Source organism: Pseudomonas sp. W22_MBD1_FP4 (genome assembly GCF_052113765.1).
Classification (GTDB): domain Bacteria; phylum Pseudomonadota; class Gammaproteobacteria; order Pseudomonadales; family Pseudomonadaceae; genus Aquipseudomonas; species Aquipseudomonas sivasensis.
In genome coordinates this window covers 100,804-118,567 of record NZ_JBGQOI010000022.1, presented here as the reverse complement: position 1 = coordinate 118,567, position 17,764 = coordinate 100,804, and the positions used below count along the sequence as shown (strand labels likewise).

14 protein-coding genes are annotated in these 17,764 nt (G+C 62.1%); 9 read left to right on the top strand and 5 right to left on the bottom strand.

The features are described 5' to 3' along the window. Positions 1–79: 79 nt before the first annotated feature. Positions 80–520 (bottom strand): Cd(II)/Pb(II)-responsive transcriptional regulator, encoded by a 441-nt coding sequence (cadR, locus tag ACEN2T_RS24240; protein WP_032884195.1) that lies wholly within the window; start codon positions 518–520, stop codon positions 80–82. 85 nt (positions 521–605) lie between these two features. On the opposite strand from cadR, the gene ACEN2T_RS24235 reads away from it, so the two are divergent. From ACEN2T_RS24235 to ACEN2T_RS24205, 7 genes are all read left to right on the top strand, one after another. Continuing rightward, the gene (locus ACEN2T_RS24235) at positions 606–2,858 is read left to right on the top strand and encodes a heavy metal translocating P-type ATPase (protein ID WP_442117695.1); all 2,253 of its coding nucleotides are present in this window, start codon (positions 606–608) and stop codon (positions 2,856–2,858) included. A 16-nt stretch (positions 2,859–2,874) separates the two neighbouring features. Beyond that, on the top strand, positions 2,875–3,738 hold the full coding sequence (locus tag ACEN2T_RS24230; RefSeq protein ID WP_122763942.1) for a LysR family transcriptional regulator: 864 nt from the start codon (positions 2,875–2,877) through the stop codon (positions 3,736–3,738). Between the two features lie 237 nt (positions 3,739–3,975). Further along, complete coding sequence (locus ACEN2T_RS24225) at positions 3,976–5,040, top strand: putative 2-aminoethylphosphonate ABC transporter ATP-binding protein (RefSeq protein WP_442117694.1); 1,065 nt, start codon at positions 3,976–3,978, stop codon at positions 5,038–5,040. A gap of 1 nt (position 5,041) precedes the next feature. Continuing rightward, positions 5,042–6,748: a putative 2-aminoethylphosphonate ABC transporter permease subunit gene (locus ACEN2T_RS24220; RefSeq protein ID WP_122754222.1), complete on the top strand. Its 1,707-nt coding sequence runs from the start codon at positions 5,042–5,044 to the stop codon at positions 6,746–6,748. A 19-nt stretch (positions 6,749–6,767) separates the two neighbouring features. Then, positions 6,768–7,790, top strand: a complete 1,023-nt coding sequence (locus tag ACEN2T_RS24215) for a putative 2-aminoethylphosphonate ABC transporter substrate-binding protein (RefSeq protein ID WP_095185149.1) — start codon at positions 6,768–6,770, stop codon at positions 7,788–7,790. Positions 7,791–7,925: 135 nt separating this feature from the next. Beyond that, positions 7,926–9,059, top strand: a complete 1,134-nt coding sequence (locus ACEN2T_RS24210; RefSeq protein WP_442117693.1) for a TIGR03364 family FAD-dependent oxidoreductase — start codon at positions 7,926–7,928, stop codon at positions 9,057–9,059. Beyond that, the gene (locus tag ACEN2T_RS24205) at positions 9,059–9,613 is read left to right on the top strand and encodes a phosphonate degradation HD-domain oxygenase (RefSeq protein ID WP_179179773.1); all 555 of its coding nucleotides are present in this window, start codon (positions 9,059–9,061) and stop codon (positions 9,611–9,613) included. The genes ACEN2T_RS24210 and ACEN2T_RS24205 overlap by 1 nt, the downstream gene beginning before the upstream one ends. On the opposite strand, the gene ACEN2T_RS24200 is transcribed toward ACEN2T_RS24205, so the two are convergent. Further along, positions 9,610–10,977, bottom strand: a complete 1,368-nt coding sequence (locus ACEN2T_RS24200; RefSeq protein ID WP_442117692.1) for a DUF3482 domain-containing protein — start codon at positions 10,975–10,977, stop codon at positions 9,610–9,612. The two genes, ACEN2T_RS24205 and ACEN2T_RS24200, sit on opposite strands and share 4 nt — an antisense overlap. Then, positions 10,970–12,349 carry a DUF2868 domain-containing protein gene (locus ACEN2T_RS24195; RefSeq protein WP_442117691.1) on the bottom strand — a complete coding sequence of 460 codons (1,380 nt, stop codon included), beginning with the start codon at positions 12,347–12,349 and terminating at the stop codon, positions 10,970–10,972. Before ACEN2T_RS24195 ends, ACEN2T_RS24200 begins: the two co-directional genes overlap by 8 nt. Before the next feature lie 69 nt (positions 12,350–12,418). On the opposite strand from ACEN2T_RS24195, the gene ACEN2T_RS24190 reads away from it, so the two are divergent. Beyond that, the gene (locus ACEN2T_RS24190) at positions 12,419–12,931 is read left to right on the top strand and encodes a dihydrofolate reductase (RefSeq protein ID WP_095185145.1); all 513 of its coding nucleotides are present in this window, start codon (positions 12,419–12,421) and stop codon (positions 12,929–12,931) included. Positions 12,932–13,009: 78 nt separating this feature from the next. On the opposite strand, the gene ACEN2T_RS24185 is transcribed toward ACEN2T_RS24190, so the two are convergent. Further along, positions 13,010–14,401, bottom strand: a complete 1,392-nt coding sequence (locus ACEN2T_RS24185; protein ID WP_032884179.1) for an L-cystine transporter — start codon at positions 14,399–14,401, stop codon at positions 13,010–13,012. A gap of 242 nt (positions 14,402–14,643) precedes the next feature. On the opposite strand from ACEN2T_RS24185, the gene ACEN2T_RS24180 reads away from it, so the two are divergent. Beyond that, complete coding sequence (locus tag ACEN2T_RS24180) at positions 14,644–15,705, top strand: phosphorylcholine phosphatase (protein WP_095185144.1); 1,062 nt, start codon at positions 14,644–14,646, stop codon at positions 15,703–15,705. Positions 15,706–15,898: 193 nt separating this feature from the next. Here the strand turns inward: ACEN2T_RS24180 and ilvD are convergent, their stop codons facing one another. Further along, positions 15,899–17,740 carry a dihydroxy-acid dehydratase gene (gene ilvD, locus ACEN2T_RS24175; protein WP_032884175.1) on the bottom strand — a complete coding sequence of 614 codons (1,842 nt, stop codon included), beginning with the start codon at positions 17,738–17,740 and terminating at the stop codon, positions 15,899–15,901. Between the last annotated feature and the right edge of the window lie 24 nt (positions 17,741–17,764).

Below are 17,764 nucleotides of genomic sequence, written 5' to 3'. Positions count from 1 at the left end.
CGATTGCGGTGGGTCAGTCACCCAATACTTAACTGACCCACCGCCATCGGGGGCAAGCCCCCTCTCACATTTGGCCCGTTTAATGGCCGTGGCTTCTGCCTACATGTGAGGGCTCAGCCTCGCTGGCCTGCATACTCCCGCTGACCTCCAACTGCTGCAAAATCCCACAGTGATCCCCGCCGCCACAGCGTTGGCGCAAGTCCAGCAACTGCACCTGCAACGCCAATAGCCCGTCGATCCGCGCTTTCACATGGTGGATATGCTCGTCGACCAACGCATTCACGCTTTCGCATTGGTCCTGTGGACTGTCGCGCAGGCTGAGCAGGCTGCGGATTTCTTCGAGGGTCATGTCGAGGCTGCGGCAGTTGCGGATAAAGATCAGCCGCTCGGTGTGCGCCTGGGTGTACACGCGGTAGTTGGCGTCGGTGCGCGCCGGTGGCGGCAGCAGGCCTTCTTTCTCGTAATAACGGATGGTTTCCACCTGACAGTCAGTCAGTTTGGCCAATTCGCCGATCTTCATCGCAGCAATCTCCAAATGGGTGCTTGACCCTATAGTGGCTACAGGGTCTTTACTTGGCAACAGGCACCTTTACGGACGCGACCGAATGAGCGACTCCATCCACACCCCGCATAAACACGATCACGATCACGATCATGGCCCTAAGAAACTCACGCCTGTGCATAACCACGGCCACGGTGGCGCCTGCTGTTCCGGCACTCCAGCACCCGAGTTGGTGCAATTGAGCGAAGCGCCCACCGCCGGCTCGCGCCTCAGCACCTTCCGCATCGAAGCCATGGACTGCCCCACCGAGCAAACGCTGATCCAGAACAAACTGGGCAAGTTGGCGGGTGTGCAGCAACTGGAATTCAACCTGATCAACCGCATCCTCGGCGTCACCCACGACTTGCCGAGTACCGCGCCGATCATCGATGCCATCAAGTCCTTGGGCATGCAGGCCGACCCGATCGAGGAAGGTACCCCGGCTGCCGAACCGCCTGCCAAAAAACACTGGTGGCCGTTGGCGTTGTCCGGCGTCGGTGCGTTGGGCGCCGAAGTGCTGCACTTCACGAATGCCGCGCCGACGTGGGTCATTGCCCTCGTGGCGCTGGTGTCGATCCTCAGCGGCGGCCTCACCACCTATAAAAAGGGCTGGATCGCCCTGAAGAACCTCAACCTGAACATCAACGCCTTAATGAGCATCGCCGTGACGGGCGCGATCGTGATCGGCCAGTGGCCGGAAGCCGCCATGGTGATGTTCCTGTTCACCGTCGCCGAGCTGATTGAAGCCAAGTCCCTGGACCGTGCGCGCAATGCCATCAGCGGCTTGATGCAGATGACCCCGGAACAGGCCACGGTGCAGCAGGCCGACGGTAACTGGGTTGAGCAGGAGGTTAAAAGCATCGAACTGGGCGCCATCGTCCGGGTTAAGCCCGGCGAGCGCATCGGCCTGGACGGTGAAGTCACCGCAGGTCAATCCACCATCGACCAGGCGCCGATCACCGGGGAAAGCCTGCCGATTGAAAAAACCGTGGGCGATAAAGTCTTCGCCGGCACCATCAACCAAGCCGGCTCCCTGGAATACAAAGTCACGGCAGCGGCCAATAACTCCACACTGGCGCGGATCATCCACGCCGTCGAGCAGGCACAAGGCGCACGGGCTCCGACCCAGCGCTTCGTCGACAGTTTTTCCAAGGTCTATACCCCGGCCGTCTTCCTGTTTGCCTTGGGTGTAGCGATTATTCCGCCGCTGTTCATGGCCGGTGTCTGGTTCGACTGGATCTACCGCGCCCTGGTGCTGCTGGTGGTTGCCTGCCCCTGCGCGTTGGTGATCTCCACTCCGGTGACGATCGTCAGCGGCCTGGCGGCGGCGGCGCGCAAAGGCATCCTGATCAAGGGCGGCGTGTACCTGGAGGGTGGTTACAAGCTCGACTACCTGGCGCTGGACAAGACCGGCACCATCACTCACGGCAAACCGGTGCAGACCGATTACTTGGCGTTGTTCCCAAACGTCGAGGACAGCGCACCGGCCCTCGCCGCCAGTTTGGCTGGGCGTTCTGACCACCCGGTGTCGTTGGCCATTGCGAATGCGGCTGTGGATAAAAACCTGCCGGTGCACGTTGTGGATAACTTCGAAGCCCTGGCCGGTCGTGGTGTGCGCGGCGATATCAAGGGTGAGACTTACCACCTGGGTAACCACCGTCTGGTGGAAGACCTCGGCCTGTGCTCGCCTGAGCTGGAAGAAAAGCTGTTCGCGCTGGAGAAGCAAGGAAAGTCCGTGGTGTTGCTGCTCGATAAGTCCGGCCCCCTGGCGCTGTTCGCCGTGGCCGATACCGTCAAGGACAGCAGTCGCGAGGCCATTCAGCAATTGCACGAGTTGGGCATCAAAACCCTGATGCTCACCGGCGACAACACCCACACCGCCCAGGCGATTGCGGCCCAGGTCGGCATCGACCAGGCTCAAGGCGACCTGTTGCCCACCGACAAACTGCAAGCCATCGAAACCCTCTACGGCCAAGGCCACCGGGTGGGCATGGTCGGCGACGGCATCAACGACGCCCCGGCCCTGGCCCGCGCAGAGATCGGTTTTGCAATGGCCGCCGCCGGTACCGACACTGCCATCGAGACTGCCGACGTGGCGCTGATGGACGATGATTTGCGCAAGATCCCGGCATTCATTCGTTTGTCGCGGCAAACGTCGAGTATCCTCAAGCAGAACATCGCCCTGGCGCTGGTGATCAAGGCGATCTTCCTCGCAGTCACTTTCCTGGGGATGGCCACCATGTGGATGGCGGTCTTCGCCGACATGGGCGTGAGCCTGCTGGTGGTGTTCAATGGCCTGCGCCTTTTGCGCAAATAAACGATGAGAGGGCGGTGTGCTGAGTGCTGAGCTGAAGGCGTTTTTTATGGTCGCCCGCCTGGGCAGCATTACCCAGGCGGCGAAAAAACTCGGCCTGAGCCAGCCCACAGTCACCACCCAGATCCGAAACCTGGAAAGCCAGTACGGCGTTGAGCTGTTCTACCGCGGTGGTCGCCGCCTCACGGTCAGTGATGACGGCGCCCGGTTGCTGCCGATGGTCAAGGCGTTGTTGCAGCAGGAAGCGGACATCGAGTTTTTCCTGCGCAACAGTGGTCAACTTCAGGGCGCTTTGCGCATTGCCGCGACAGCGCCGTATTACATCCTCGACCTGGTCAAAGCCTTTCGCGAACGCCTGCCCCATGTGGAGGTGTCGGTGGACATCGGCAATTCTCAGCAGGTACTCGAAGCGCTGGACGAGTACCGCGTAGACGTCGCCGCCTCTTCGCAGTTGCTGGAAGACCCGCGCCTGATCCGCCGCGTATTGGGCACTGATCCTCTGGTGTTGGCGGTGCATCGCAATCATCCCCTGGCCAAGCTTGATCATGTGCCATTGACTGCCCTGGCCGGACACACCTTATTGATGCGCGAAGCAGGTTCCACCACCCGACGGCTTACCGAGGACATGTTGCAGGGTGCTGGGGTGAGCTATGGGCCGTTGCTGGAGATCGGCAGTCGCGAGTCAATCCGGGAGGCGGTGCTGCGCAATATCGGTATCAGCATCATTGCTCGACAGGAAGTGCCCCATGATCCGCAGTTGCGGGTGTTGACCATTGAGAATGCGCCGCAGATTCTGGAGTACCTGTACTGCCTCAAAGAACGAAAAGGCGCTCGCCTGCCGGCGGCGTTTCTAGGGTTGGCGCAGGAAATGTCGCCAATTTAGAGGTTTGGTGGCTGCCTTTAGGGCCAATCGGGGGCAAGCCCCCTCCCACATTTTGATCTGCGAACACATTCCAAGTGTGGGAGGGGGCTTGCCCCCGATTGCGGTAAACCAGACACCCCCCTCCAAATCACCTACACAAATCCACCAATACCACTATCACTCCCTTTTGCCTTTCTGCCACAAGAGGGACGCATTGCCCGCCTAGCATGGCCTTCATCAGTTTGATGAGGTGCCACCATGAACACAGTCCTGACTCAACCCGGCGCGCCGGTGAAAGTGCGCGGTATCCAGAAACGCTTCGGCGCCTTTACCGCGCTGGACCACGTGTCCCTGGACGTCGCCGCCGGCGAGCTGGTGTGTCTGCTGGGTCCGTCTGGCTGCGGCAAGACCACCTTGCTGCGTTGCATCGCCGGCCTGGAGCGCCAGGACAGCGGCGAACTTTACCTGGGTGATCGCGATGTTTCCCTGCTGCCACCTCAGGCGCGGGACTACGGCATTCTGTTCCAGTCCTACGCGCTGTTTCCCAACCTGACCATCGAAGCGAACATCGGCTACGGCCTCACCGGCAGTGGTCGCGATGAAGTGCGCCAGCGTGTTGGGCAGATGCTGGAACTGGTCGGTCTGGTCGGCAGCGAAAAGAAATACCCCGGCCAGCTGTCCGGCGGCCAACAGCAGCGCGTTGCCCTGGCCCGCGCCTTGGCGCCGGCCCCTTCGTTACTGCTGCTGGACGAACCCATGTCCGCCCTCGACGCCCGCGTGCGTGAGCACCTGTGCACCGAGCTGCGCCAGCTGCAACGGCGCTTGGGCATCACCACGCTGATGGTCACCCACAACCAGGACGAAGCCATGTTGATGGCCGACCGTATTGCCGTAATGAACAACGGTAAGGTCGAGCAATACGCCACGCCCCAAGAAATTTACGACCGCCCGGCCACGCCGTTCGTGGCGGAGTTTGTCGGCCAGGGCAACTGGCTGCCGTTCAGCCGCAACAGTGCCAGCCATGCCCAGGTCGGCGGGATGAACATGCGCTTGGCCGAGGATGCCGGTGTGGCCACGTCCGGCCGCCTGTTCTGCCGACCGGAAGCCATCAGCGTCAACCCGCCAGTGCATGAAGAAAACCTGTTCGCGGCCAAGGTCCGCGAGATCACCTTCCTCGGCAACCGCTGCCGCATGAGCTTTGAACTGGACCAACTGCCGGGCCACCCGCTGCTGGCTGAACTGGCCCCGGAGGCGATGCCGCGCCTGGGCGCTCAAGACATCTGGGTCGCCTTGCCGCCGCGCAGCCTGCAGGTGTTTGCCTGAGATGGCCGCTGTCATGACTCTGCCGCGGCAAGTTTCCCGCGCCGAAACCGGCGACCGTATTTTTGTGCTCGGCGGCAAACTGCTCTGGCTGTGCCTGCTTAGTGTTGCCGTGTTGATGCCGCTGCTGGCGATCTTCTGGCGCGGCTTCAGCAGCGAGGCCGGGCAGGGCGGTGGCCTTGCGGCCGCTCGGGATTTAATCACCAGCGAGAACTTCCACTGGCTGCTGGGCAATAGCCTGAAAGTCTCCCTCAGCGTGGCGGCCATTGTCGTACCTCTGGCCTACCTGTTTGCCTACGCGCTGCAACGCACGTTGATTCCAGGCAAGGCGATCTGGCGAGGCCTGTCGCTGCTGCCGTTGATGGCGCCGTCGATGCTGCCGGGCATTGCGCTGGTTTATCTGTTCGGTAATCAGGGCATGCTGCGCGGGCTGCTTTCGGACAACATCTACGGCTTCTGGGGGATTGTGCTCGGGGAAGTGATCTACACCTTCCCGCACGCGTTGATGATCCTGCTGTCGGCGCTGTCCCTGGCGGATGCGCGGCTGTTCGATGCCGCCTCTAGCATGGGCGCCAGCCCGGCACGGGCGTTTCGCAGCATCACCTGGCCGGCCACGCGCCAGGCGGTGTTCGCCGCATTCTGCCTGGTGTTCACCTTGACCATTACCGACTTCGGCGTGCCCGTGGTGGTCGGTGGTGATTACCAAGTGCTGGCGTTGGAAGCCTACAAGGCGGTGGTCGGCCAGCAACAATTCGGTCGCGGCGCGTTGATCGGCATGGTGTTGCTACTGCCGGCGCTGTTCAGTTTTGGCGTGGATGCGTGGTTGCGCCGGCGTCATGGCGACGCCATGAGTGGCCGTGCCCAGGTGTTCCAGCCCACGCCATCGCGGGTAAGGGATGGCTGCTACCTGGCCATCGTCCTACTGATCTGCGCGGTGTTGCTGCTGGTGTTCGGCATGGCGGTGTACTCCTCGCTGGTGAAATTCTGGCCGTACAACCTGTCGCTGTCGCTGAACCACTACCAGTTTGAAGACACGGCGGGCGGCGGCTGGCTGGCCTATCGCAACAGCCTGCGCATGGCCTTGTGCACGGCACTGATCGGCAGTGTGCTGATCTTCACCGGCGCCTATCTGATGGAAAAAACCAAAGGTCAGAAGGGCCTGAACCTGGCGCTGCGCATGCTCAGCTTTGTCCCGATGGCCGTGCCGGGTTTGGTGCTGGGCCTGGGCTACGTGTTCTTCTTCAACCTCAACGGCAACCCGCTGCACGTGTTCTACGGGACCATGACCCTGCTGGTGGTGTGCACCATTGCTCACTATTTGACCACTGCGCAGATGACCGCCACCACCGCGTTGCGCCAGCTGGACGCCGAGTTTGAAGCCGCCGCGCTGTCGCTCAAGGCGCCGCTGTACCGTCATTACCTGCGCGTCACCGTGCCGATCTGCCTGCCGGCGCTGCTGGACATCGTGCGCTACCTGTTTGTGTCGGCGATGACCACCGTGTCCGCCGCGATCTTTCTCTACAGCCCCGACACCATCCTCGCCGCCGTCGCCGTGTTGAACATGGACGACGCCGGCAATGTGGGCGGCGCGGCGGCCATGTCGACCCTGATCCTGTTCACCTCGGCCGGCGTCTCGCTGCTGCTGGCGTGGGCCTCACGTGGCGCGCTGCGCCGATCCCAAGCCTGGCGCCAGACCGCGCCCGGCCAATAACCCTTAAAGGAGGTATTCCATGTTCAAGCCCCTGGCGCTGGTCGCTGCCGTACTCACTGCATTCAGCCTGAATGCCTTCGCCAAAACCGAACTGACCGTGTACACGGCCCTCGAAGCCGAGCAGTTGAAGACCTACAAAAAGGCCTTCGAGCAAGCCAACCCTGATGTTGAAATCAAGTGGGTACGCGACTCCACCGGCATCATCACGGCCAAGCTGCTGGCCGAGAAAGATCGTCCGCAAGCCGACGTGGTCTGGGGACTGGCGGCCTCCAGTCTGGCGATCCTCGACCAGCAGGGCATGCTCGACAACTACGCGCCGAAGGACCTGGACAAGATCGGCAAAAACTACCGCGACGCTGCCAATCCCCCGGCCTGGGTCGGCATGGACGTGTGGGCCGCGACCATCTGCTTCAACACCGTCGAAGCCGAGAAACAGGGCCTGACCAAGCCGGTGAGCTGGCAAGACCTGACCAAGCCTGAGTACAAGGGCAAGATCGTGATGCCCAACCCGGCATCGTCCGGCACCGGTTTCCTGGACGTAAGCGCGTGGCTGCAGACCTTCGGCGAGAAACAAGGCTGGCAGTACATGGACGACCTGCACCAGAACATCGGTCAGTACGTTCACTCCGGTTCCAAGCCTTGCAAGCTGGCGGCTTCGGGAGAATTCCCGATTGGTATTTCGTTTGAATACCCGGCGGTACAGCTCAAGCGTCAGGGCGCGCCGCTGGACATCATCCTGCCCAAAGAAGGCCTGGGTTGGGACATCGAAGCGACTGCCGTGATCAAGGGCAGCGCCCATGCCGACGCGGCGAAGAAACTGGCGGACTTTTCTGCCAGCCCTGCGGCGATGGAGTTGTACAAGGACAACTTTGCCGTGCTCGCCCAGCCGGGAATCGCCAAGCCGCAGACCGAATTGCCAGCGGACTACGAGCAGCGTTTGATCAAGAACGACTTTGGCTGGGCCTCCAAAAACCGCGACAGCATCCTGACTGAATGGCGTAAGCGCTATGACGGCAAGTCGGAGAAGGTAGCGGGTCAGTAAGGTTTTCGTTAGGGCTGATGGCCCTAGCGGGAGCAAGCCCCCTCCCATAGTCGACCGAGTTCCTGCATGAGAATGCGGTCAACTGTGGGAGGGGGCTTGCCCCCGATGGCGGTCTTGAAAACAGGACATCACTAAATGACACACCACAGCGACCTGCTGATCATCGGCGCCGGCATCCTCGGCCTTTCCCACGCTTATGCAGCCGCCAAACGCGGCCTCAAGGTCAAAGTCTTCGAGCGCAGCGCCACGCCGTTGGGCGCCTCGGTGCGCAACTTCGGCCAGGCTCTGGTCACCGGCCAACCACCGGGGCCGATGCTCGACCTGGCGCGCGAAAGCCGTGAGATCTGGGGGCAGTGGGCGCAAGTCGCCGGGCTGCAACTTAAGCGCAACGGCTCGTACTTGTTTGCCCGCACCGAAGCTGAAGAACACCTGCTGGAAGCCTTCTGCGCCGGCCGCGCGCAGGAGTACGGCTATAACGTCGAGTTGCTGCAAGGCGCAGCAATGAAGGATCTGTACGGCGGCCAGTTCCGCCACCACCGCGCCGCGCTGCACGGCAAGGACGATCAACAGCTGTATTCGCGCGAGGCGATTCCGGCGCTGATCAACTACCTGACGCAAGCGCTGAACGTGGAGTTTCATTTCTCCACGCTCGTGCGCGACGTGGAGCCGGGGCAACTGCACAGCACGGCGGGGAGCTTTCGTGGCGAGCAGATCATCGTCTGCTCCGGCCACGATTACCAAACCCTGCTGGCCGAATCGATTGCGCCGCTCAACCCGCAGGTCTGTCGCCTGCAAATGCTGCGCGCCCGGCCGGTGCTCAACCTGAACCTGCAACACGCCTTGCTCACCGGCCTCAGTTGCGTGCATTACGGTGCCTTCGCCGACTTGCCGGAAGCCGCGCCGGTGCAGGCGCAGATCCTTCGCGAAGCACCGTACCTGCATGAGCATGGCATTCACTTGCTGATCAGCCCGACGCCTCACGGCGAACTGATCATCGGCGATTCCCACGAGTACGGCAGCGATGCGTCGCCCTTCAACGCCGAACAGGTCGACGACTGGCTGATCGAACTGGCCCAGCAGACCCTGGGCTGCAAGATCCAGGTGGTGGAGCGTTGGCAGGGCATTTATGGCTCGCGTGGACCGGCGCCGTTTTCGTTCTTGCGGGCGGCGCCAGGCGTGAGTGCAGCGTTGATGCACACCGGCGTGGGCATGAGCGTGGGACCAGCGATGGCCGAGCGCAATATCCGCGCGTTGTGTGGGGAGGCGTGATGAACCGGGAACAGGTGATTACCGACGTCTTCGGTTTGTACGAACAGCACGGCACGGCGGACTACATCGGCGAGCCGGTGTCGCAGATCGAACACATGTCCCAGACCGCGCAGTTGGCCATGGCAGAAGGTTTCGATGATGAAGTGGTATTGGCAGCGTTCTTCCACGACATCGGCCATCTCTGCGGCCAGGGCGGCGCGAACATGGGCGGTTATGGCGTGGTCAGCCATGAGCGGTTGGGGGCGGATTACCTGCGTCGGGCAGGGTTCAGCGAACGCATGGCCAGGCTTGTGGAATATCACGTGCAGGCCAAGCGCTACCTGACCTTCAGCCAGCCGGATTACTACGCGCGCCTGAGCGAAGCCAGCCGTCGAACCTTGGCGTATCAGGGCGGCGTGATGACGGCCGATGAGGCACGGGCCTTCGAGCAAGACCCGCTCTGTCACGTCAGCCTGCGCATGCGCCACTGGGACGAACAAGCCAAGGACATGCACGTGCCGCTGCTCGACCTTGAAGTGCTCAAGGCCAAGGCTCGCAAGGTGCTGGCAGCTTAGGTCTCGTCGAGGCGTTGGGCGAGGGCCTCGATTTGCTCTTGGCGTTCAGCCTGGCTCAGCTTGGCGTGGGGGTTGAGCGACGACCATTGCGGATGGGCACGGGCTTTGTGCAGCGCCTCCGGCAACTTGCCTTCGCGCCAGGTTTTGTCCTGGGGCGTATCGACCTTGATGCTGTGCATCGCCGCGTGGCCGCGCAGGCTCAGGGCCTTGAGCAACTGGCGTTGGCGCAGGGCGAGCAGGCGCAGGACGCTATCATCGACGGTCAACTCGCGTTGGCCCTTGATCTTGCCCAGCAGGCGGCTGCCATAGCTGCGCGCGGTTTGCAGCGCGCCCCCGGCGATGGCTCCGGCCAGGGCAGCGGCGCCCAGCGTCAGCCCGCCAACCAGCAGATCCACGCCGGCACCCGCCGCCGCGCCGGCAGCGATCCCGCCACCCACGCGCACGCCGAGTTGCTTGAGGGTTTCCGGGTTGAACAGGTCGTCGCCCCAGCGGCCATCCAGCAGCGGCAAGTCGCTGGCGGCCGCGTCTTGTGGGCGGAAACCGAACAGCTTGAGCAGGGCTTCCACACATTTTTGTTCGCGCTGGCGTACGGCCTTGCGCAAATCGCCGATGGCTTGCTGCTCATCTTCAGTGACCACGCTGCGCCTGCACGCGGCGCAGTCGATCAATAATTCGGCGATCAACCGCGCCGCGCTTTGCTGGCGGGCCTGGCGTTGGGCTTGCTGATCAAGGACCAAGCGTTCCAACTGCGGTCGTGCGTTTTCCAGCAGCAGGGCCAGACTTTCATACAGACGACGCTCGCCGTCTTCCGGCGGCGCGACGCTGTCGAAACGCACCAGCGCATGCAGGCCGAGGCGGGCTAGGGCTTCGCGCCAGTCCGGTTCGCGGTGGTCGCTGCTGCTGACGAAATTGAGCACCGGCAGCAAGGGTTTGCCGCAACTGGCCAGTACTTGCAGCTCATCGCGGTACTTGGCCAGCACCGGCTCGCGGGCATCAATCACATACAGACCGGCGTCCGAGGCCAGCAGTTGGCGCAGCACTTTGGCTTCCTGCTCGAAACGCTGGCGCGCTTCGCTGCCTTCGAGGAACCGCGCCAGGCGCGCCGGGCCGTCCAAGCGTTCGCCAGGTCGGTCGAGACGTTCCAGGTAATCAAGCAGGGCGATGGCATCTTCCAGGCCGGGTGTGTCGTACAGCTCCAGCAGGGCTTCGCCGTCCACCGACAGGCGCGCGCCTTCTACATGCCGCGTGGTGCTGGGACGATGGGAGACTTCACCGAAGCCCACATCCCGGGTCAGGGTGCGCAGCAGCGAAGTTTTGCCCACGTTGGTGTGGCCGACCACGGCGAGTTTCAGCGGTTTAGTCATGACCGGTCTCCAGCCAGTTCAACGGCGCGCAGTCGGCGAAGGGCAGCTCCAGCTGATGCAGCGCGGTGTGCCAATCGCCGAGGCGTTCGGCATCCAGCGCTTGGCCGGGCGGCGCTTGCAGCAGCCAGACGCGGGTGGCTGCGGCGCTGCGCGCGAGTTCGGCGATCAGCGCGAGGCTGCCGCGATCCGGCGAACGGCGCGGGTCGCAGGCGATGGCCAGGCGCGCGGGCGGGAAGCGGGTGAGCTGTTCCAACAGCTTGTTGCGCGATTCACGGCTGTCGAGGATGCCGGCGTTTTTCACTTGGGCTGGTAGCTTGGGCGGCCAGGGGTGTTGGTCGTCCAGCTCGATGGCCACCAGCAGGGCGCCGTCGCTTTCAAGCTCGCTGACGCCGCCGGTAACGTGGTGCAGTTGCTCGGGCGCGGCGTCGTTGACGCCGAGGCGTTCACTGCTTGGCATCAGGCGTTCACGCAGTTGGCTATAGCCCGGTAGGTTCAGGTCCAGACGCAAGGCCGCGCGTCCTGCTTTCCAACGCCACAGGCACAACAGGGCGAGGATGAGTCGGGGCAGCAGGCCGTAGACCAGCAACACGCCCACCAACCAAGCGGCCCAGGCTTGGCGGGCGCTTTCGATATTGAGGGCGGAGTCGCCGCTGGCGCGGATCATCTCGACGGTCGGTACATTGAAACCAAGCACAGCGGGCAGGGCACCGAGGGCCTGGGTGACGGCGACGAAGGTGTCGGCACCGAGAATGGTGGTTTCCCACACAAAGCCGTAGCGCCTTGTGGCGAGCAGTGTCAGCAGAATGACCAGCGCGCTGAGCAATGCCAGCAGCCACAGTCCGTTGACCAGCACACCGACTGCCCAGCGATTGAGTTTCTGGCGCTGCAACAACAGCAATAACGCCGGGGCCAATTGCGCGGCCTTGGCGTCACGGGCGAGTTTTTCACTGAGCCACAGCCATAAGCGACCAAGGCTGGCGCTGTGCTCTCCAGCAAACAGCAGGCCCAGTGCCCAGCTTATCAACAGGATCAGGTTCAAACCGAGCAGGCTGCCCAGGGCCCAGAACACATTCACCGGGGTCAAGCCGTTGCCCAGTGCCGCGAAGGCCAGCCCGGCGCCGCTGATAACGGCGACTAGCGCCAGCAGCACCAGTGCCAAACGCGCACCTTGCAGCCAGCGGGTGAGGGCGGCAGTCAGCCCATCGCGCTCGGCCAGATGCAAGGCGCGATGCTGGATGCGCGTCGACAGATCGCCGCCGGCCGTGCGGGCCAGGCGGTTGGCTTCCAAGTCCTCCAGGGCGCCTGCGTGTTCTTCACGCAGGCGCACGGTTTCTGTCAGCCAGAGTTTTTGCAGCGGGTTCAGTGCAGTCACGCGCCGTCCTGTTGAGCAAGTGAGGTTGGAGCATAACCGCTAGGTCTTGGCTCTGGTATTCTCGTCGCCATGAAAAAAACTCTCCCTTTAAGCCTGATCGCAGCCCTCGGTGAAAACCGCGTGATCGGCGTCGATAACAGCATGCCCTGGCATTTGCCGGGGGATTTCAAATATTTCAAGGCCACCACTCTTGGCAAGCCAATCATCATGGGGCGCAAGACCTGGGATTCTCTGGGGCGACCGCTGCCTGGGCGCTTGAACCTGGTGGTCAGCCGTCAGACCGATCTTAAGCTTGAAGGTGCGGAAGTTTTTCCGTCACTCGATGCCGCCGTGGCGCGGGCTGAAGCCTGGGCGCTGGAGCAGGGCGTGGATGAGTTGATGCTGATCGGTGGCGCGCAGCTGTATGCGCAGGGGCTGGAGCAGGCGGATCGGTTATATCTCACGCGCGTGGCGCTGAGTCCGGAAGGGGATGCGTGGTTTCCGGAGTTTGATGCGAACCAGTGGACGTTGGTTTCCAATCTGCCAAACCCAGCCGAAGGTGATAAGCCGGCTTACAACTTCGAAGTCTGGGAAAAAGTCTAAAAGCATCGGGGGCAAGCCCCCTCCCACATTGAAGTGCAGTCCAAATGTGGGAGGGGGCTTGCCCCCGATGGCGGTCTATCAGGCCTGCGCTAACTCCGCATGCTCATCTGCATCCAACAACGCCTTGTCCGTCTGCCCCATGATCTGGCTGGTAATTGCCCCTGCCGTCATCGAACCATTCACGTTCAACGCCGTACGGCCCATGTCGATCAGCGGCTCCACGGAAATCAGCAGCGCCACCAGTGAGACCGGCAAGCCCATGGCCGGCAGCACGATCAGCGCGGCAAACGTCGCACCGCCACCCACGCCAGCAACACCGGCCGAACTCAGGGTCACAATCGCCACCAGGGTCGCGATCCATAGCGGGTCCAATGGGTTGATGCCCACGGTCGGCGCCACCATCACCGCCAACATGGCCGGGTAGAGGCCGGCGCAACCGTTCTGGCCGATGGTCGCGCCGAACGAAGCAGCGAAACCGGCGATGGATTGCGGAATGCCGAGGCGGCGAGTCTGCGCCTCAATGCTCAGTGGGATAGCCGCCGCGCTGGAACGGCTGGTGAAGGCAAACGTCAGCACTGGCCAGACCTTGCGGAAGAAGCGCAGCGGGTTGATCCCGGCCAGCGACAGCAGCAGGCCATGCACCACGAACATCAGGCCCAGGGCCAGGTACGACACCAGCACGAAACTGCCGAGCTTGATGATGTCTTGCAGGTTGGAACCGGCGACCACTTTGGTCATCAGCGCCAATACGCCGTACGGGGTCAGTTTCATCACCAGGCGCACCAGACGCATCACCCAGGCTTGCAGGGTGTCGATGGCGTTGAGCACTTTCTGGCCTTTTTCCACGTCATCCTTGAGCAGTTGCAGCGCGGCAACCCCCAGGAATGCAGCGAAGATCACCACGCTGATGATTGACGTTGGCTTGGCGCGGGCCAAGTCGGCAAACGGGTTTGACGGCACAAACGAGAGCAGCAATTGAGGGATGTTCAGGTCGGCGACCTTACCCGCGTAATCACTCTGGATCACTTGCAGGCGCGCCATTTCCTGGGTGCCGGCCACCAGGCCCTCGGCGGTGAGGCCGAACAGGTTGGTCAAACCGATACCGATCAATGCCGCAATCGCGGTGGTGAACAGCAGCGTGCCGATGGTCAGGAAGCTGATCTTGCCCAAGGACGCCGCGTTATGCAGGCGCGCCACAGCGCTGAGGATCGAGGCAAATACCAGCGGGATCACGATCATTTGCAGCAACTGCACGTAGCCGTTACCGACTAGGTCGAACCAGCCGATGGAGGCCTTGAGCACCGGGTTGCCGGCACCGTAAATGCTGTGCAGCGCCACACCAAACGCCACGCCCAGGACCAGGGCGAACAGGACCTTCTTGGCGAGGCTCCAGTTTGTGCGACGTGTTTGTGCCAGGCCCAATAGCAGGGCCACGAACACGAGTAAGTTGAGAATCAGGGGCAGATTCATTGAAGCTCCGTTGAGAAGGCAGCCAATCGCGTGAGCCTGCGATTGCGAACCGGAAATCCTAACAGCTTGAAATATATTGATTTAATACCAATATGGAATGGTGACTGTCGTTTTTGGAATAAGCCTTTGACGCTCAGGCGTATGCCGTTGGCGGGATCAGGACGCGCGCGGTCGCGCTCAACATGGGAACTGTCACGAGGATTTGTTAGCGTCGATGTCTTTCACTCAGGGAGACAACGTCTATGAAGCTCGCGCCGAAACTACTGGTATCCGCCGCACTTTGCCTGGGACTCGCCAGCCAGGCGTTTGCCGCCACGGAGTTGAAACACTGGCCCGCACCTGCGGCCAAGCAACTGAACGACATGATCGCCGCCAACGCCAACAAGGGTAACTACGCGGTGTTCGACATGGACAACACCAGCTACCGCTACGACCTCGAAGAGTCCCTGCTGCCCTACATGGAAAACAAGGGCCTGATCACTCGCGACAGCCTTGATCCTTCGCTCAAGCTGATGCCGTTCAAAGACACGGCCGACCATAAGGAAAGCCTGTTCAGTTACTACTATCGCCTGTGCGAAGTGGACGACATGGTCTGCTACCCCTGGGTCGCCCAGGTGTTTTCCGGCTTCACCCTCAAGGAACTCAAGGTTCAGGTGGATGAGCTGATGGCGTCCGGCAAGCCCGTGCCGGTCAGCTATTTCGAAGGCGACGTGGTGAAGAAGTCCGAGGTGCAGCCGCCGAAAGTCTTCACCGGCCAGACCGAGCTGTACAACAAGCTGATGGAAAACGGCATCGAGGTGTACGTGATGACGGCCGCTTCCGAGGAACTGGTGCGCATGGTCGCGGCGGATCCGAAGTACGGCTACAACGTCAAACCTGAAAACGTCATCGGCGTGACCACCCTGCTCAAGGACCGCAAGACCGGCGAGCTGACCACCGCCCGCAAGCAGATCACCGCCGGCAAATACGATGAGAAAGCCAACCTCGGCCTGGAGCTGACCCCTTACCTGTGGACCCCGGCGACCTGGATGGCCGGTAAACACGCGGCGATCCTCACCTACATCGACGAATGGAAAAAACCGGTGATCGTCGGTGGCGACACGCCGACCAGCGACGGCTACATGCTGTTCCACGATGTAGACGTCGCCAAGGGCGGCGTGCACCTGTGGATCAACCGCAAAGACAAATACATGACTCAACTCAACGGCATGATGGCCAAGCATGCTGCGGCGCAGGCCAAGGAAGGGTTGCCGGTGACGGCGGATAAGAACTGGGTGATCGTCAAGCCGGATGAGATTCAATAACCACGGCTCTACGCCGGTAAATGTGGGAGGGGGCTTGCTCCCGATAGCAGGGTGCCAGTCGGTGCATGTGTTGACTGACCCATCTATATCGGGAGCAAGCTCCCTCCCACATTGTGATCCTCAGTGTTTTGGAGAATTGCTCCAGGCAAAAAAATGCCCCGCACTTGGCGGGGCATTTTTATTGGGGCGAGGCTTACAGGCCGTCGAGCATCGCCTTGTTACGCACAGCACCCTTATCGGCGCTGGTGGCCAGCAGGGCATAAGCCTTCAGCGCGGTGGTCACTTTACGTGGACGTTTTTCAACCGGCTTCCAGCCTTTCTTGTCCTGCTCGACGCGGCGTGCAGCCAGTTCTTCATCGCTGATCAACAGGTTGATCGAACGGTTCGGAATGTCGATCAGCACCTTGTCGCCATCCTGCACCAGGCCAATCGCGCCACCGGCAGCGGCTTCTGGCGAAGCATGGCCGATGGACAGGCCCGAGGTGCCGCCGGAGAAGCGGCCGTCGGTCAGCAGGGCGCAGGCTTTGCCCAGGCCTTTGGATTTCAGGTAGGACGTCGGGTAGAGCATCTCCTGCATACCCGGGCCGCCTTTCGGGCCTTCGTAGCGGATGATCACGATGTCGCCTTCTTTCACTTCGTCGGCGAGGATGCCGCGAACCGAGCTGTCCTGGCTTTCGTAGATCTTGGCGCGACCTTCGAAGACGTGGATGGACTCATCCACACCGGCGGTTTTCACCACACAGCCATCGAGGGCGATGTTGCCGTAGAGCACGGCCAGGCCGCCTTCTTGGGAGTAGGCGTGTTCGACACTGCGGATGCAGCCGTTTTCACGATCGTCGTCCAGGGTGTCCCAACGGGTCGACTGGCTGAACGCAGTCTGAGTCGGGATGCCCGCCGGGCCGGCCTTGAAGAAGGTATGCACGGCTTCATCGTCAGTCTGGGTAATGTCCCACTTGGCGATGCCTTCGGCGAGGGACTTGCTGTGCACGGTCGGCAGGTCGGTGTGCAGCAGGCCGCCACGGGCCAGAGAGCCTAAGATCGAGAAGATCCCGCCGGCGCGGTGCACGTCTTCCATGTGGTACTTCTGGATGTTCGGCGCGACTTTGCACAGTTGCGGCACGTGACGGGACAGGCGGTCGATGTCGCGCAGGTCGAAATCGATCTCGGCTTCCTGGGCGGCGGCCAGCAAGTGCAGGATGGTGTTGGTGGAACCGCCCATGGCGATGTCCAGGGTCATGGCGTTTTCGAACGCCTTGAAGTTGGCGATGTTGCGCGGCAATACCGAGTCATCGTTCTCGGTGTAGTAACGCTTGCACAGCTCGACGATGGTGCGGCCGGCCTGCAGGAACAGCTGCTCGCGGTCGCTGTGGGTCGCCAGGGTCGAACCGTTGCCCGGCAACGCCAGGCCCAGGGCTTCGACCAGGCAGTTCATCGAGTTGGCGGTAAACATGCCGGAGCACGAACCGCAGGTCGGGCAGGCGCTGCGCTCGTATTCCGCAACCTTCTCGTCAGAAGCGCTGGAATCGGCGGCGATGACCATGGCGTCGACCAGGTCCAGGCCATGGGAGGCGAGCTTGGTCTTGCCGGCTTCCATCGGGCCGCCGGAGACGAAGATCACCGGGATGTTCAGGCGCAGGGAGGCCATCAGCATGCCGGGGGTGATCTTGTCGCAGTTGGAGATGCAGACGATGGCGTCGGCGCAGTGCGCGTTGACCATGTACTCCACGGAGTCGGCGATGATCTCGCGGCTTGGCAGCGAGTACAGCATGCCGTCATGGCCCATGGCGATGCCGTCATCCACGGCGATGGTGTTGAATTCTTTTGCTACGCCGCCAGCGCGTTCAATCTCGCGGGCGACCAGTTGGCCCAGGTCCTTGAGGTGGACGTGGCCCGGTACGAACTGGGTAAAAGAGTTGGCAATCGCGATGATCGGCTTCTTGAAGTCGTCATCTTTCATCCCCGTGGCACGCCACAGTGCGCGCGCGCCGGCCATGTTGCGGCCGTGGGTGGATGTTTTCGAGCGGTAATCAGGCATTGGAGCACTCCGGGCGGCTAATCG

Bases quoted from the DNA above. Each gene is read 5' to 3' on its own strand.
- cadR (WP_032884195.1), bottom strand. From the start codon at position 520: ATGAAGATCGGCGAATTGGCCAAACTGACTGACTGTCAGGTGGAAACC.
- ACEN2T_RS24235 (WP_442117695.1), top strand. From the start codon at position 606: ATGAGCGACTCCATCCACACCCCGCATAAACACGATCACGATCACGAT.
- ACEN2T_RS24225 (WP_442117694.1), top strand. From the start codon at position 3,976: ATGAACACAGTCCTGACTCAACCCGGCGCGCCGGTGAAAGTGCGCGGT.
- ACEN2T_RS24220 (WP_122754222.1), top strand. From the start codon at position 5,042: ATGGCCGCTGTCATGACTCTGCCGCGGCAAGTTTCCCGCGCCGAAACC.
- ACEN2T_RS24215 (WP_095185149.1), top strand. From the start codon at position 6,768: ATGTTCAAGCCCCTGGCGCTGGTCGCTGCCGTACTCACTGCATTCAGC.
- ACEN2T_RS24210 (WP_442117693.1), top strand. From the start codon at position 7,926: ATGACACACCACAGCGACCTGCTGATCATCGGCGCCGGCATCCTCGGC.
- ACEN2T_RS24205 (WP_179179773.1), top strand. From the start codon at position 9,059: ATGAACCGGGAACAGGTGATTACCGACGTCTTCGGTTTGTACGAACAG.
- ACEN2T_RS24200 (WP_442117692.1), bottom strand. From the start codon at position 10,977: ATGACTAAACCGCTGAAACTCGCCGTGGTCGGCCACACCAACGTGGGC.
- ACEN2T_RS24190 (WP_095185145.1), top strand. From the start codon at position 12,419: ATGAAAAAAACTCTCCCTTTAAGCCTGATCGCAGCCCTCGGTGAAAAC.
- ACEN2T_RS24185 (WP_032884179.1), bottom strand. From the start codon at position 14,401: ATGAATCTGCCCCTGATTCTCAACTTACTCGTGTTCGTGGCCCTGCTA.
- ACEN2T_RS24180 (WP_095185144.1), top strand. From the start codon at position 14,644: ATGAAGCTCGCGCCGAAACTACTGGTATCCGCCGCACTTTGCCTGGGA.
- ilvD (WP_032884175.1), bottom strand. From the start codon at position 17,740: ATGCCTGATTACCGCTCGAAAACATCCACCCACGGCCGCAACATGGCC.